Genomic DNA, 14,277 nt, shown 5'->3' with positions numbered 1-14,277 from the left:
ATACCAAACTGATAGCAATTATATGTCGACACCTTCTTGCTCTTTTAACCTTATATATCTTTCATATGAAATAACAACAGCCTGCGGTTTATTCTGCTTGTTAACAATTACTATCTTGTCTTTTTCATTAACCTCTCTGAATATTCGAGATGCCTGTCCTTTTAAAAATTCAGTAATAGAATGATACTCTGGTATTGGATTTCCTTTTTCATTTACCACATGGACACCTCCTTAAGACAGCCATTTTGAATAATTATATCATAAAATCATTATAATTGTAAATACCTTTGACTAGATAAAAGTAATGACTTTTGATATTATATATTTCTTAAATTTCATTTTAAATAGGTGACTCTGAATCAAACTTTTAGACAAAAAAGTCGGAAAGTCTAATTGAAAAACCCAAAACTACAGCATTCAGCCTCCTTAAACTTAATACCACTTTCGCTCAAATTTGAGCAAAAGCATAAGCATTTCAGCCGTCTTTATCGGAAAAAAGACAGGCTGTTTTTTTATTTTAAGGGGTTCGAATCAATAGAATTCTTCGCTTATGAATGAGGAAGAAAATTATTTTTCTAAAATCCTCAACTAATGTGCCCTACCGTGGCTATAAAGTGAGAGGAAAAATAATCCCCCAATGAAAGCATAGTTTTTCTCTCACTGCTCCTTGACAACTGAATACCCCGAAATGCAAGAGATATTTCAAGCAGAATATGCCATGACGATAATTCCGAGCGCATTCCTTGAAAGATAACGAGGTTGTGTCAAACAAGGCAAACCCTCTGGAACAGTAGCGTTTCGGGTCATTTTTAACAGGCAAGGAGGTGAAATAACTGAAACCACAATATGATAACTTGCCACAGATACTCAAAAGTAAGCCACAGTTTTGCTGTTGGAAATATGAAGAGCGAAGTGGCAGAAAAACCAAAGTTCCCTATAATCCAGTAACAGGAAAAAGGGCAAAACCAAATAAACGTGATACATTTAAAGATTTTAGTTCGGCGATAGCTGCTATAAGTAAATATGACGGTATCGGATTTTTGGTGGGTAATGACATATGTGTTATCGACTTAGATGATTGCTTTGATAGCAGCGGTAAGCTTAAGCCTATTTCCCAAAGTGTTGTAGAGGCTTTTAGTGGTTGCTATATGGAACACAGTCCATCTGGAAAAGGGCTTCATATTTTCTTTAAGGCCACTGGCTATAACTTTGACAAAACAAAATACTATATCAATAACAGAAAGCTGGGAGTTGAGGTCTATGTGGCTGGAGCTATTAATCGCTTTGTTACCGTAACGGGAAATATGTTTGCAGATGGAGAGATAGCGGAGAAATCGAATGAGCTTCAGATGATACTAGACAAGTATATGCTACGTTCTACCCCTGTGAAGCAACTTCAGGATACAGAAAGTCAATCCTATCTGTCTGACAAGTCTGTTATTGAGAAGGCATTAAAATCGGCAAATGGAGAAAGGTTCAAAGCATTATGGCAAGGGGATACATCAGGCTATGCTTCTGCCAGTGAAGCTGATTTGGCACTTTGCGGTATGCTGGCATTTTGGTGTGGCAGGGATATTGGACAGATGGACAGACTTTTCCGGCAGAGCGGCCTAATGCGAGATAAATGGAATAGACCGCAGTCCGGCAGTACTTATGGAATGATAACCATAGAAAAAGCAATCGCAAATGCTACTGAAATATACAAACCAGGTGGTAAGCGTTCATCATCTACAGAGGATTTTGGTGAATGTTCTCTTACTGGCTTTAAGCCTGAGAGTAACGATCGCTACCCTTGGACGGATATTGGGGCAAGCAGGTTGTTTGCTGATTATTATAAGTCTTTTGCCCGCTATGTTCCTGAAAGGAAAATGTGGTTTTGCTATGAGAATGGTATTTGGATTCCTGATGTCGGTAATCTCAAAGTGATGGAAATGTGTAAATCATTGGCTAACCAACTGCTAACCTATGCTTTGACTATTCAGGATGAACATCAAAGAAAGGCATACATTGACTATTGCCGAAAGTGGCAGTCAAGAAGATACCGAGAAACGGTGCTTAAGGATGCACAGAGCGTATATCCCATATCAATGGCTGAATTTGACCAAGACCCGCAGGTGCTCAACTGTTCCAATGGAACATTGTTTTTAATATCCATGGATTTTCATCCCCACAACAGCGAGGACAGACTCACAAAGATATCTGGCGTTAAATATGACCCAGAAGCAAAAAGCGAGCGATGGGATAGATTTATCCATGAGATTATGAGCGGAGATGAGGAAAAGGCAAAATTCCTCCAAAAAGCCTTTGGCTACAGTATCAGCGGAGACACTCGGTATGAATGCCTGTTTGTTCTCTATGGTGCTACAACTCGAAACGGTAAAGGTACGCTATGTGAGAGCATTCTTAAGGTATTAGGCAGTTATGGCTGTACCGCAAGGCCAGAGACTATCAGTCTGAAAAAGAACAATAACAGTTCAAGTCCAAGTGAAGATATTGCCCGGCTTGCAGGAGTACGCTTTGTAAATATCTCAGAACCTAGTAGAGGACTTGTCTTAAATGCTGCACAAGTAAAAAGCATGACAGGTGGTGACACCATTAACGCAAGGTTTCTACATGAGAATTCTTTTGATTTTTCGCCAAAGTTTAAGCTGTATATCAACACTAATTATCTGCCCGTTATTACGGATATGACGCTGTTTTCCAGTGGCAGAGTGGTGATTATTCCTTTTGAACGACACTTCGATGAAAGCGAGCAGGATAAAAACTTAAAACGTGAATTCGCCAAAGCGAAGAATCAGAGTGCTATCCTCAACTGGCTAATTGAAGGCTACCAGTTGTTAAAGGAGGAGGGCTTGACTTTACCTGATTCCGTTAAGACAGCAACGGAGGCTTATAAACGTGACAGCGATAAAATAGCATTATTTTTCGAGGATGCCCTGGAGGAAAGTCCTAACAGTGAGGTGCGGACATCTGAAGTGTATGCCCGGTATCAGCGTTGGTGCAGTGCCAATGGATGTTATTCGGAGAATGCAAGAAACTTCAAACAAGCATTAACAGCTATCGCCCGTGTAGAACGGAAACGACCACGTTCTGGTGGTGGAATGACCACAATGCTTATCGGATATAAGCTGACAGAAGAAGAATTTCTTCTTATTTAAACACAGTGTAGCAGCTTGTAGCAAGAAAAACAGGTTATATAAAAAATCGCTCTCGTATAGAGAGTTTAGTTTTTACCTGCGACATCTTGCTACAAAGCTTAAGACCACTGGAAACAACCCTATGTGTTAATACCAGCCCCTAGGGGAGGTCAAATCTCCACACCTTTTCATCTGGACAACGGGCGTGGGGCAACGCGTAAAAAAACGCGGTTTCAAACGGGGTATATACCCCACATTAATAAAATTTAGGAGGTAAACGATTATGGCAACATCAACAACTTATAATAGAGCGTTTTGGAATGTTATGAAAGGAAGAGAAGAAAATAATCAAAATCTAAGCGAGGGCTTTGATAATGCAGGAGCCTATGTCGCACCAGATGAGTTCAGAAAAGGCTTTAACACTGCTTTGGCAAAGGAGAATATATTCCGCAGATTTGCTACTGTTATCAATCTATCTTCTGCAGAAGGTAAAATTCAAGCGGTATCCTCAACGGGTACAGCAGATTGGGTTGAAGACGGAGCTCCAATCCCCGAAAGTGCCGATACATTTACACAGTTTTTAGTGAAATCATATAAGCTGGCATCTCTTGTCAAGCTAAACCGCTCATTTGTCACCGATATGAACTTTAATCTAGAAAAATATCTGATTGGTGATTTTGCGAAGCGTTTTGGCAAGGCTGAGGAAAATGCATTGTTTAATGGAAATGGCACAACTCAGCCAACAGGTATACTTACGGCAGACGCAGATGTAACTACAGCAGACAATAGTACCATCTCTTTTGACGAGATTATCTCTCTGTATTTTTCATTAAAAGATGAATATCGCAATAACGCTGTGTTTATTATGCACGATAATACAGCCATGCTTCTTAGAACCCTTAAGGATACAAGCGGCAGTTATCTGTGGAATTCTTCAGATAACACCATCTTCGGAAAGCCTGTAGTTACCTCTCCATATATGCCTACAGTATCAGCAGGAGCAAAAAGCATTGTATTTGGAGATTTATCATACTACTGGCTGATTGAACGTCAACCAATAACGATAAAAAAATTAAGTGAGTTATATGCATTGCAGGGGCAAATTGGATTTTCTGCTTACGAGAGATTGGATGGCAAGCTAATTCAACCGGATGCTCTGAAAATATTACAAATAAAAGCTTAAATAATGGATTAGGCACTGAGTCATCAATTCTGCTCAGTGCCAGTTCCTTCAAAACATCGGACAGGAGGTCAAGATATGGAAAACCAAATTAACAGCCGCACAACCAAATCCGATATCGGAGGTACGGTCTATGTGGTGGAATCACGAATAAGTGATTCAGCAAAGGAAAGTGCATATTCCAAGCTGAAACGACTGATTACAGTCAACGCAAAAAGCCTTTCAAAGTTATCAGATAGTTCATATAAACCCACGGAAATCAACTCGACTTCTTCAAGGTAGTACGGTAGTATACATAGTGCTAAACCGCTTGAAGACTGTCGGAAATGGAGGAGAAAAATGAATAGACAGTCAACATTTAGCACTATACGTAAATCAACATTAGCATTTGAAGAAGCAAAAATTACTGCTCTGTACTGCAGGCTTTCACGTGATGATGAGCTTGCAGGAGACAGCAACAGTATAGTAAACCAGAAGGCAATTCTAAAAAAATATGCTGAAGACAACGGTTTTCGCAACATCGAATTTTATGTGGATGATGGGGTCAGCGGTACAACTTTTGATAGACCAGACTTTAACCGCATGATTGCAGATGTAGAGTCCGGTAGAATCGGAACGATTATCATCAAGGATATGTCCCGTTTCGGCAGGGATTACCTTAAAGTAGGTTATTATACCGAGATTATGTTTCCTGAAGCAGATGTACGATTCATTGCTATTAACAACGGTATTGATAGTGCAAACCAAGCAGACAGTGACTTTACACCGTTTCTTAACATTATTAATGAATGGTACGCTAAGGATACTAGCAAGAAAATCCGTGCTGTGTTCAAATCCAAGGGACAGTCCGGTAAGCCACTCTGCACCAATCCACCTTACGGTTATATTAAAGACCCTAAAGACAAGTTGCACTGGATTATAGATGAGAAAGCCGCCGAGGTGGTCAGAGATATTTTCCGACTGTGCATGGCTGGCTTTGGACCCACGCAGATAGCAAAGCAACTTGAAAAGCGATGCATTGATACACCTACGGTTCATCTTCGCAAAATGGGTATTAACACTCCAGCAAGACCACCTGAAAACCCATATGCTTGGTCGGCTCGTACCGTAGCAGATATTTTGGCTAAAATGGAATATCTAGGTCACACGGTAAATTTCAAGACTTCTAAAAAGTCATATAAGAGTAAAGTCAAGATATTGAACAATCCAGAAGATTGGCTGGTTTTCAAAAATACCCATGAAGCAATTATCGATGAGGGCACTTGGGAAACAGTGCAGAAAATCAGAGATGGCAAGCGAAGACCATCACGATTAGGTGAAATGGGAATGCTTTCTGGCATGATGTTTTGTGCCGACTGTGGAGCAAAGCTGTATCAGGTTAGAGGCAAGGGATGGACACACGATAAGGAATACTTCGTTTGTGCGACTTACCGCAAGAAAAAGGGTATGTGTAGTTCACACCAGATACGCAATGTTGTAGTGGAACAGCTTTTGCTGGAAGACTTAAGACGTGTAACCTCCTTTGCCAAAGACCATGAACAGGAATTCATCCGTATAGTTATGAATAATTCAGAAAAGGAGCTTGCCAAAGAACTCCGCCAAAGTAAAAAGGAGTACGAACAAGCACAGGCTCGTATTTCTGACATAGACAAAATCATTCGAAAGCTATATGAGGACAATGTAATGGGCAAAATTGCCGAAGAGCGTTTTTACAAGATGTCAGCTGAATATGAAGCCGAGCAGAAGGCTCTGGAAGAAAGGATAACCAAATTAAAGCATACCATTGATACAGCAAATGAACAGTCCCTCAATACCGACCGCTTTTTGGCACTGGTTAAAAAGTACACAGAAATTACAGAATTGGATGCAGAAATTATCCGAGAGTTTATTGACAAAATTATAGTATTCAAGGCTGAAAAGGTAGATGGTCGCAGAACCCAGCGGATTCAGATTTTTTATAACTGCATTGGTGCTATCGACTTACCAAAATAAACGAAAAAACGGCATAGCCGAATATCAACGACTATGCCGAATTTTTCAGGAATTATAAATCCCTATCTGACCGCTCCTAATGGACGATTTTTATTTTATTATTTATATTATTAGACAAACTTTACCATCCCTATTTAGCTGTTTCTGCATTTGTCCCTTTATTGACTTTACCTTTTGCTGAAGGCGCAATTAATATTACAAGTAAAGCTGATACAAGCATTAAATATGGATATACATTATATTTCATTATTTCAATAGTTGTTATTTTAGCAAGTCCTGCTGCTGCTAGTAATTGTCCACCATAAGGTATTATACCTTGGAATGCACAAGAGAATGTGTCAAGTAAGCTAGCAGATCTCTTAGGTTCTATTCCATATTCATCTGCTATATCCTTAGCTAAAGGTCCAGTCATTATAATTGCTATTGTATTGTTTGCAACACATATATCAACTATACTTACAAGGAAAGCTATTCCAAGCTCAGCTCCTCTTTTTCCTTTAATTCTTGAACCAACAAAGTCTATTAAGAAATCTATTCCTCCATTAGCTTTGATAACTTCAACAAGTCCACCTATTAATATAGCTATCATTGCAAGGTCTTCCATACCCATCATACCATTAGATGCTGATTGTATGAATTTTATAATAGTAAGATCTCCATAAGCTATTCCAACTATTCCAGCAAATATAGTTCCACCTATTAAAACAAGTAAAACATTTATTCCTATTAAAGCTGATGCAAGTACTGCAACATATGGTAATACTTTTATTATTTGATAAGGATGAGCTGCTGAACTAGCATTTCCTTGTCCAGCTGTCATTACAGCAAGTAATATCATAGTTGCTATAGCTGCTGGTAAAACGATCTTAAAGTTTGCTCTGAATTTATCTTTCATTTCGCAGCCTTGAGTTCTAGCTGCTGCTATAGTAGTATCTGATATCATAGAAAGGTTGTCACCAAACATAGCTCCTCCAACAACGGCAGCTACACATATTCCAAGTGATATTCCTGTTTGTTGAGATATACCAACTGCAATTGGAGTTAATGCAACTATTGTTCCCATAGAAGTTCCTATTGAAAGAGAAATAAAACATCCTATTACAAACACACCTGCAATTAATATATTTCCTGGCAATACGCTAAGACCTAGGTTAACTGTAGATTGAACTGCTCCCATATCTTTTGCAACTTGCGCAAAGGCACCTGCTAATATGAATATGATACACATTAAGATGATGTTAGGTTCTCCTCCACCTCTACAGAAATTATCAACCTTAACATCTAGTTTTAATTTCTTGTTCATTGCAATTGCAACAGCACCACAAATAACAAAGGCTACATTTACAGGCATACTGTAAAAATCTTTAGTTACAAGACCTGTTCCAATAAATAAAATTAAGAATAATAGCATTGGTAATAAAGCTTTGGCGTTTCCCTTGTACTTCTTTTCATTTGACATATTTTTTCCCCCCTGCAATTTTAATCTATAATAAACTTTTAGTTTATTAACACATTTACTTAAACTTATTTTTTTAGTTCAAAACTTTTTCTCAAGTATACGTTTACAATGGCTGTAACTGAAGACGACGCTTAATTCATCGTCTATTATAGTTAGTTTCATTTATTATATTTTTTAAGTGTTTCTATAAATTGCTCTCCTGTTTCATATCTACTTCTATTCATTATAAACTCTTTACCTGTTAAAATTAATATTTCTTCAACCTTAGCTCTTTTTTCTTCGTCTTTAATACTAGTAATGTCTTTAACTTTAGCATCTCCAACAATACGCCTTATCATCTCTAGCCCTACACTTCCAGCAGTATCTTCTAATATCCCCTCAAGATACCAGCTATCAAAGCCTTCAGTTTTAGCTAGTAGGTCTGAAACTTCTTCTTTGAACTTCTTAATAAATTTGTCCTTAAACATATTTACTATATCAACAATACATTTTTCTATATTTGATAAATAACTTAATCTTTCATCTTCATTTTCAATAGTTGCATATCCATGTCCCCATGCTAAAAACAAGTTAGCTATTACATTTCCCACATCATATCCTATTGGACCATAAAATGCGAACTCTGGATCAATTACTTTTATATCGTTTTCATTAATGAATATTGAACCAGTATGCAGATCTCCGTGTAGTAAAGCTTGTGCATTATTCATAAAATTAAATTTCAATTTTGCAGCCTCAAGTCTTAGCTTAATATCATCATAAAGATTTTTTTGTACAAAATCTTTCATTGAATCAAGGACAATATTTTCTCCTGAAAAATTACCAAATGGGTCTGTAAAAACTAGTTGTTCACTTATATCACACAAATCTGGATTTATGTGTCTCTTCACCAATTTCTTTTTCTCTTTATGGTTTAAAACTACATCAGTTGTTGGCAATAACGTATCAACCATAAACGTTGTTATATTGTCTGCAAAATGTGAAAACGTTTTATTTTGCAAAAGTGCTGTACGCATGATTGCATATTTAGAAAGATCCTCCATTGCATAGCAGCTCATAACTTCATCACACATATATATTTCAGGGGCAAATCCAGGACAATATTCATTGTAAAGTTGTAATATCTTACATTCTAATATATTTCTATCAATATTTAATTTTCTTCCTGATTTTGCTCTAGTATCTTCAGAAGAATGTTTTAAAATTAGTGATTTATTAGACTTTGTATCCACAACTCTAAATACATAATTTAAATTTCCGTCACCTATTTCTTTGCACTCTAAACTTAATGTATCTTCAAAGAAATCTAATTTTTCTTTCACATATTCTAATATATCACTTTCATCCATTAAAAAGTATTTATCAAAACGTACTGATTTTACACTAGTTTGTGCTTTGCTCATTTCACAATTTTTATTATCACCCATGACATTTCCCTCCACTTGATAATTATCAGCTATTAAATTATTCTGCGTATGTAGAAATAATTTTTCATAAACTACAACAAATACAATTCACTTTGGAAGGAGAGACATTGCCTACTCCTTCTCCTTATTCTTCATAGTACTTATTCAGATTATATGGAGAATAAATACCCTTGTCTGTAACAATTCCAGAAATCAATTTAGGTGGAGTTACGTCAAATGAAGGATAAAATCCTTTAACTCCCTCCATAGTAGTTTTTACTCCCATAGCTTGCGTTACGAAATCTCCATCTCTTTCTTCAATTTTAACAGAGTCAATATCTGGATGTTCATTATTAGGTATACCTGTAGTAAAGTAAGGTATTCCCCAATAATGGGCAGCTAAAGCCATTTGGAATGTACCAATTTTATTTACAACGTGCCCGTCCATTGTTATAGCGTCTGCAGCTGAAGTAAATAAGTCTACATTTTTTAATTTCATTACATAACCTGGCATATTATCAGTTATTACAGTTACATCAATTCCCATATCCCTAATTACGCTAGCTGTTAAACGAGCTCCTTGGAAATAAGGTCTAGTTTCTGCGCAGATAACCTTAATATTGTTGTTATTTTCTTTGCAAATTCTCATTAACATTCCAATAACTGTTTCACCAAAGCATTGTGTCATAATTGTTCCATCTTTAGGAACTTTCTCATATAGATATCTAGCTACTTTTTCATATCTTTGATATTTCTTATTAGCTTCATCAATTGCAGCTTCCATTACAATTTCAACTGCATTTTCACGGTTGTCAGCAACTTCAAGAGCAGTCTTGTAACATCTATCTACAGCTTTTATCATGTTTGCAACTGTAGTTGGCCTTGAATAACATAGTGTATGGGCAGCTTTATGAATGAATTCAATATATTTATCCTTTGGTAAATCCTTTGCCTCATAAACAGCTAAAACCATTCCCATATTTACTGCAGTATAAGGTCCTCCACTTTGAGTTACCATATCAGCTAAAGCTTTAGAAACTTCAACATGAGTTTTACATTCTACATATTTTGTTTCTAGAGGGTAAATTCTTCTATCTAAAATACGAACTTTTCCATCTTCAAACCATGCCACATTTTCATATTGTAATATAAACGCTAGCCCTTTATCTGCTCTAAACATTTTTACACCTCTTTTATATATTCATAATAAAGCTATATCTACAGATTGATTTAAGAGTTTCTCATTGCATTTATCTCTTCTTCTGAAATAACCTTTACGTCTCCACCAGTTTTAGCTATGTGGTATATTTTCGCAGCGTCTTCAAGATATATTGAAGCCATTAATGCTTTGTTAATTGTTTCTCCAATTGCTAGAGTTCCATGGTTGCTCAATAAGCAAGCTTTTCTGTCTTCTAACACTTTCAGTGCTTCAATTCCAATATTTTCTGTTCCCGGCATTCCAAATTTTGCAACCGGCACATCTCCTCCGATAAATGGTACCATTTCAATTAAAATTACTGGTATCTTTTCTTGGCATACAGCAAAACCTGTAGCATATGGAGAGTGTGTGTGTAAAACGCATTTAATGTCTTTTCGTTCAATATAAACTTTTGCATGCATTTTCCACTCTGAAGACGGCTGGTTGTAGCCTTCAATAATTGAACCATCAAGTTTTAATACAACTAAATCTTCTAAAGTCATTGTGTCATAAGGTATACTTGATGGAGTTATAACCATGACATCCGCTTCACTATCATAAGCACTTACATTTCCGCTTGTTCCAGCTACAAGACCTAATTTGTAAGAAGCTTTTGCCGTTTCTAATAATTCTTGTTTTAATTCCTTCAAATTCATCTTGCACACTCCTAAATTTTTATAATTCAACTACTATTAAGTCCTCTAAGTAGATACTAACTAAATTGCTAGTTTTAAAATTTCAACTATATCATCTTTTTTAAGTTGTTTAAATCTACCTACAAATTCTGAACCACCTATTGCTTTTAGCGCCATTTCTTCAAATCTATCTACAGGAACTCCCGCCTCAGTTAAGGTAGTTTTTAAGCCTAGTGATTTGAAAAATCCTTCTAAACGAGCTATCCCACTATCTACTATTGCTTGTTTATCTTCACCATTTGGAACACCAAACACTCTTGTAGCTAATTGTTCGAATCGCTCCATGTTTTCATTTTTAACATACTTCATCCAAGCTGGGAAAACTATAGCCATACCAGCGCCATGAGTTATATCATAAAGTGCACTTATTTCATGTTCAATTCTATGAGATCCCCAGTCTGAAACTCTTCCAGCATCCAGCATACCATTATGTGAAACTGTTGCTAGCCACATGATCTCTGAACAGTAATCATAGTTTTTAGGATCTTTCTTTATCTTAGGTCCAACTTCTAACACTGCTTTCATTGCACCTTCTAATAAATGATCGCTCAACACTGAACTTTTTGTGGTAGTAAAATATCTTTCAAATAAATGAGATAGGATATCAGCTATTCCACAAGACATTAAATATGGTGGTATTGTATAGCACATTTCAGGGTTTAAAATAGAAAACTCTGGAACAATCAATTCACAGTCTATACCACATTTTAAATTTTTTTCTTCGTTAGTGATTATGCTGCTTTCTGACATTTCCGAGCCAGAACCTGGTATTGTTAGAACCGTTCCAACTTTTAAAGCTGATTTAGGAGTAGCTTTACCAGAATAGAAATCCCATACATCACCATCATACTTTGCTCCTAATGCAATAGCCTTAGAAGAATCTATTGCACTTCCTCCACCAATAGCTAATACAAAATCAATGTTTTCTTCCTTACAAATCTTGATACCTTCATATACTAATGATAATCTTGGATTAGGAACAACACCATCTAAAACAACATATTCTATACCGTTTTTTTCAAGTGATTTAATAATTCTATCAAGGATTCCAAATTCTTTGAGATAATCTCCGCCGTAATGAATCAATACTTTACGACTGTATTTGGCAATATACTCTCCAACAGTATTTTCAGAATTCTTTCCAAAAACAATTCTAGTACCGCTTTTAAAAACGAAATTTTCCATTCTTATTTTCCCCTCCCACCATCGCTTGCGATAATTATTTCCACTTCACTTTTTAATAAAACATCTCTATATTTTTTAGTAATTTTTTTATCTGTTATAATTACATCCAACTCGCTTAACTTACAGATTTTATTGATTGAAGGTGAATCGAATTTAGTATAATCTAAAGCTAAATATTTTTTCATAGAATTCATCAACATCTTTTTTCTTACCATTGACTCTAATTCATGGTTATCTGTAACACCGAAATCTGCACTTATTGATGTGCAGCTTATAAAAGCTTTATCAGCAGATAATTTTTCTAGACCGTCAGTTGTCATGTATCCAACAAAAGAACTGGTGCTTTTTCGAAGTGTTCCACCGAGACAAATCAATTCAACATTTTTATTATTTTGAAACTCATCTGCGATTTTTAGAGAATTTGTGATAACAGTAACTTTCTTCTTGCTTGCATTTAAGTTTTTAGCAATATGTAGTACAGTTGTACTACTATCAAGCATTACACAGTCACCTTCTTCAATTAGTTCCACACATTTTTTGCCAATTAATTCTTTTTCCTCTAAAAATATTTTCTCCCTTATTCCAATTGGAACTTCATGGTCTGATGTTTCAGGTAAATAAGCCCCACCTCGGACACGTTTTAATTTATTTGTTTTTTCTAATTTTTCTAAATCTCTTCGAATGGTTTCTTCTGAAACATCTAACAACTCACTTAAATTACTAATCATCACACTACCGTTTTCCATTAGTAATTCTTCTATTTTTTTTAACCTGTCAACTGCTAACATTACTTTTCATAACCTCAACATTCTTAGTTTTATTTAGTTTTTAACTAACAACATCTTATCACATTTAGCCACTTTAGTCAACATTAAATAATATTTTTACACATTAGAACAGATTTAGTCACATTTATCCACATTTATTTCTTTAGTCTTATTTAAATAACTTGTCCCATAAAAGCCTATGACTTCTAAGTGCATCTGTATCCTTAAAAGCTGCATTTAATTCTTTCTCATCTATTTCATCTATATATTTAAACATTTTTTCTACTATTTCTATGGAATGTTCAACAGCCTCTATTTGATCTTCTCTCCAAGGTGACATGTCAAAACCTATCCACTCATTGTAATTACATTTCTTTAAATAATACAAAAACTCCAATGTTTCCCACAGATGATAAGTGCCTGTAATTAGGTCATCATCCCAATCTCTAGTATTATCATTTAAATGAACGTGGAATAATTTATTATATCTATTTAAGAACGCTGCTGCTTCAGCTGGACTTTCCTTTGCTGCTATAGAATGTCCAAAGTCTAAAGTAACTCCTAGATTTTCACTTTGAATTTCATTTGTAACTGCTAAAGCTTTACATGCAGTTCCAATTGTGGATCTCATTCTTGGTTCTCGTAATTTATATTCAAGAGAGTACTTAGTACTCGGATTAGCTTCTACGAATTGTTTTACTGAATCCATTAAAAGGTCATATTCCTTAATAAAATCTATTTGAAAAGAGTAATCAAATCCATCCGCTCCAGGCCATACATTTACAAGGGATGCGCCGAAATATTCTGACATTTCCCCCGCTTCTTTAACTATATCTACAGCCTTTTGTCTTACTACAGGGTCTGTTGCTGTTAAAGCTCCTTTGGCAAATATTCTGTTTCCGAAAGTTTCACAATTTATTGCAGATACTTTAAGTCCTGTGTCCTGTATTATCTTTCTTGTTTCTTCTGCATTTGCCTTAGTAAAATCTCCGTTATAATGTATTTCTATCCCATGAAGACCTTTTACTTTACCTGCACATTCTACTTTTTCTTTAAAAGTTTTCTTTTCATGATACCCTGATTCGCAAAATCTATCACTACAAGAGCCAAAAGCCCATACTCCAACTGAATATAAGCGTCTTTCCATAAGTGCTAACCTCCATTTTTAATATTGCTCTGTTTTAAATGAATATTGATTTTTACATTTATTTAAAACTTTCCATTAGTAGGTTAAGGCTGTTTTAAAACAGCCTTTTAT

12 protein-coding genes are annotated in these 14,277 nt (G+C 35.7%); 4 read left to right on the top strand and 8 right to left on the bottom strand.

Going from position 1 to position 14,277, the window contains the following annotated elements; all coding sequences use genetic code 11:
- Positions 1-18: 18 nt before the first annotated feature.
- Positions 19-219 carry a type II toxin-antitoxin system prevent-host-death family antitoxin gene (locus ACWW38_RS15125; protein ID WP_053430236.1) on the bottom strand — a complete coding sequence of 67 codons (201 nt, stop codon included), beginning with the start codon at positions 217-219 and terminating at the stop codon, positions 19-21.
- A gap of 635 nt (positions 220-854) precedes the next feature.
- Between ACWW38_RS15125 and ACWW38_RS15120 the strand changes: the two genes are divergently transcribed.
- The 4 genes from ACWW38_RS15120 to ACWW38_RS15105 all read left to right on the top strand — a co-directional run bounded on the left by ACWW38_RS15120 (position 855) and on the right by ACWW38_RS15105 (position 6,309).
- Positions 855-3,158: a phage/plasmid primase, P4 family gene (locus ACWW38_RS15120; protein WP_456258359.1), complete on the top strand. Its 2,304-nt coding sequence runs from the start codon at positions 855-857 to the stop codon at positions 3,156-3,158.
- A gap of 262 nt (positions 3,159-3,420) precedes the next feature.
- Positions 3,421-4,320, top strand: coding sequence for a phage major capsid protein (locus ACWW38_RS15115; protein WP_456258358.1), 900 nt, complete (start codon positions 3,421-3,423; stop codon positions 4,318-4,320).
- Between the two features lie 75 nt (positions 4,321-4,395).
- The gene (locus ACWW38_RS15110; RefSeq protein WP_429148774.1) at positions 4,396-4,599 is read left to right on the top strand and encodes a transposon-encoded TnpW family protein; all 204 of its coding nucleotides are present in this window, start codon (positions 4,396-4,398) and stop codon (positions 4,597-4,599) included.
- A 57-nt stretch (positions 4,600-4,656) separates the two neighbouring features.
- Complete coding sequence (locus ACWW38_RS15105) at positions 4,657-6,309, top strand: DUF4368 domain-containing protein (protein ID WP_456258357.1); 1,653 nt, start codon at positions 4,657-4,659, stop codon at positions 6,307-6,309.
- Between the two features lie 130 nt (positions 6,310-6,439).
- On the opposite strand, the gene ACWW38_RS15100 is transcribed toward ACWW38_RS15105, so the two are convergent.
- The 7 genes from ACWW38_RS15100 to ACWW38_RS15070 all read right to left on the bottom strand — a co-directional run bounded on the left by ACWW38_RS15100 (position 6,440) and on the right by ACWW38_RS15070 (position 14,166).
- Complete coding sequence (locus tag ACWW38_RS15100) at positions 6,440-7,768, bottom strand: Na+/H+ antiporter NhaC family protein (protein WP_456258356.1); 1,329 nt, start codon at positions 7,766-7,768, stop codon at positions 6,440-6,442.
- 158 nt (positions 7,769-7,926) lie between these two features.
- A complete protein-coding gene (gene mtnK, locus ACWW38_RS15095; RefSeq protein WP_456258355.1) occupies positions 7,927-9,195 on the bottom strand; it encodes an S-methyl-5-thioribose kinase in 1,269 nt (422 codons plus the stop codon).
- A 124-nt stretch (positions 9,196-9,319) separates the two neighbouring features.
- Positions 9,320-10,354: an S-methyl-5-thioribose-1-phosphate isomerase gene (locus tag ACWW38_RS15090; RefSeq protein ID WP_456258354.1), complete on the bottom strand. Its 1,035-nt coding sequence runs from the start codon at positions 10,352-10,354 to the stop codon at positions 9,320-9,322.
- Positions 10,355-10,404: 50 nt separating this feature from the next.
- Positions 10,405-11,028, bottom strand: a complete 624-nt coding sequence (locus ACWW38_RS15085) for a class II aldolase/adducin family protein (protein ID WP_456258353.1) — start codon at positions 11,026-11,028, stop codon at positions 10,405-10,407.
- Positions 11,029-11,088: 60 nt separating this feature from the next.
- Positions 11,089-12,252, bottom strand: a complete 1,164-nt coding sequence (locus tag ACWW38_RS15080) for an iron-containing alcohol dehydrogenase (protein ID WP_456258352.1) — start codon at positions 12,250-12,252, stop codon at positions 11,089-11,091.
- Between the two features lie 2 nt (positions 12,253-12,254).
- Positions 12,255-13,040: a DeoR/GlpR family DNA-binding transcription regulator gene (locus tag ACWW38_RS15075; protein WP_456258351.1), complete on the bottom strand. Its 786-nt coding sequence runs from the start codon at positions 13,038-13,040 to the stop codon at positions 12,255-12,257.
- 148 nt (positions 13,041-13,188) lie between these two features.
- Complete coding sequence (locus tag ACWW38_RS15070) at positions 13,189-14,166, bottom strand: sugar phosphate isomerase/epimerase family protein (protein ID WP_456258350.1); 978 nt, start codon at positions 14,164-14,166, stop codon at positions 13,189-13,191.
- Between the last annotated feature and the right edge of the window lie 111 nt (positions 14,167-14,277).

The sequence above is a fragment of the Clostridium sp. JNZ J1-5 genome (genome assembly GCF_053901425.1).
The sequence above is the reverse complement of the archived record's forward strand: the minus strand, read 5'-3'. Positions and strand labels throughout refer to the sequence as shown.

Coding starts and splice junctions, on each gene's coding strand:
- ACWW38_RS15080 (WP_456258352.1), bottom strand. CDS start 12,252: ATGGAAAATTTCGTTTTTAAAAGCGGTACTAGAATTGTTTTTGGAAAG.
- ACWW38_RS15105 (WP_456258357.1), top strand. CDS start 4,657: ATGAATAGACAGTCAACATTTAGCACTATACGTAAATCAACATTAGCA.
- ACWW38_RS15115 (WP_456258358.1), top strand. CDS start 3,421: ATGGCAACATCAACAACTTATAATAGAGCGTTTTGGAATGTTATGAAA.
- ACWW38_RS15100 (WP_456258356.1), bottom strand. CDS start 7,768: ATGTCAAATGAAAAGAAGTACAAGGGAAACGCCAAAGCTTTATTACCA.
- ACWW38_RS15110 (WP_429148774.1), top strand. CDS start 4,396: ATGGAAAACCAAATTAACAGCCGCACAACCAAATCCGATATCGGAGGT.
- mtnK (WP_456258355.1), bottom strand. CDS start 9,195: ATGGGTGATAATAAAAATTGTGAAATGAGCAAAGCACAAACTAGTGTA.
- ACWW38_RS15090 (WP_456258354.1), bottom strand. CDS start 10,354: ATGTTTAGAGCAGATAAAGGGCTAGCGTTTATATTACAATATGAAAAT.
- ACWW38_RS15085 (WP_456258353.1), bottom strand. CDS start 11,028: ATGAATTTGAAGGAATTAAAACAAGAATTATTAGAAACGGCAAAAGCT.
- ACWW38_RS15070 (WP_456258350.1), bottom strand. CDS start 14,166: ATGGAAAGACGCTTATATTCAGTTGGAGTATGGGCTTTTGGCTCTTGT.
- ACWW38_RS15075 (WP_456258351.1), bottom strand. CDS start 13,040: ATGTTAGCAGTTGACAGGTTAAAAAAAATAGAAGAATTACTAATGGAA.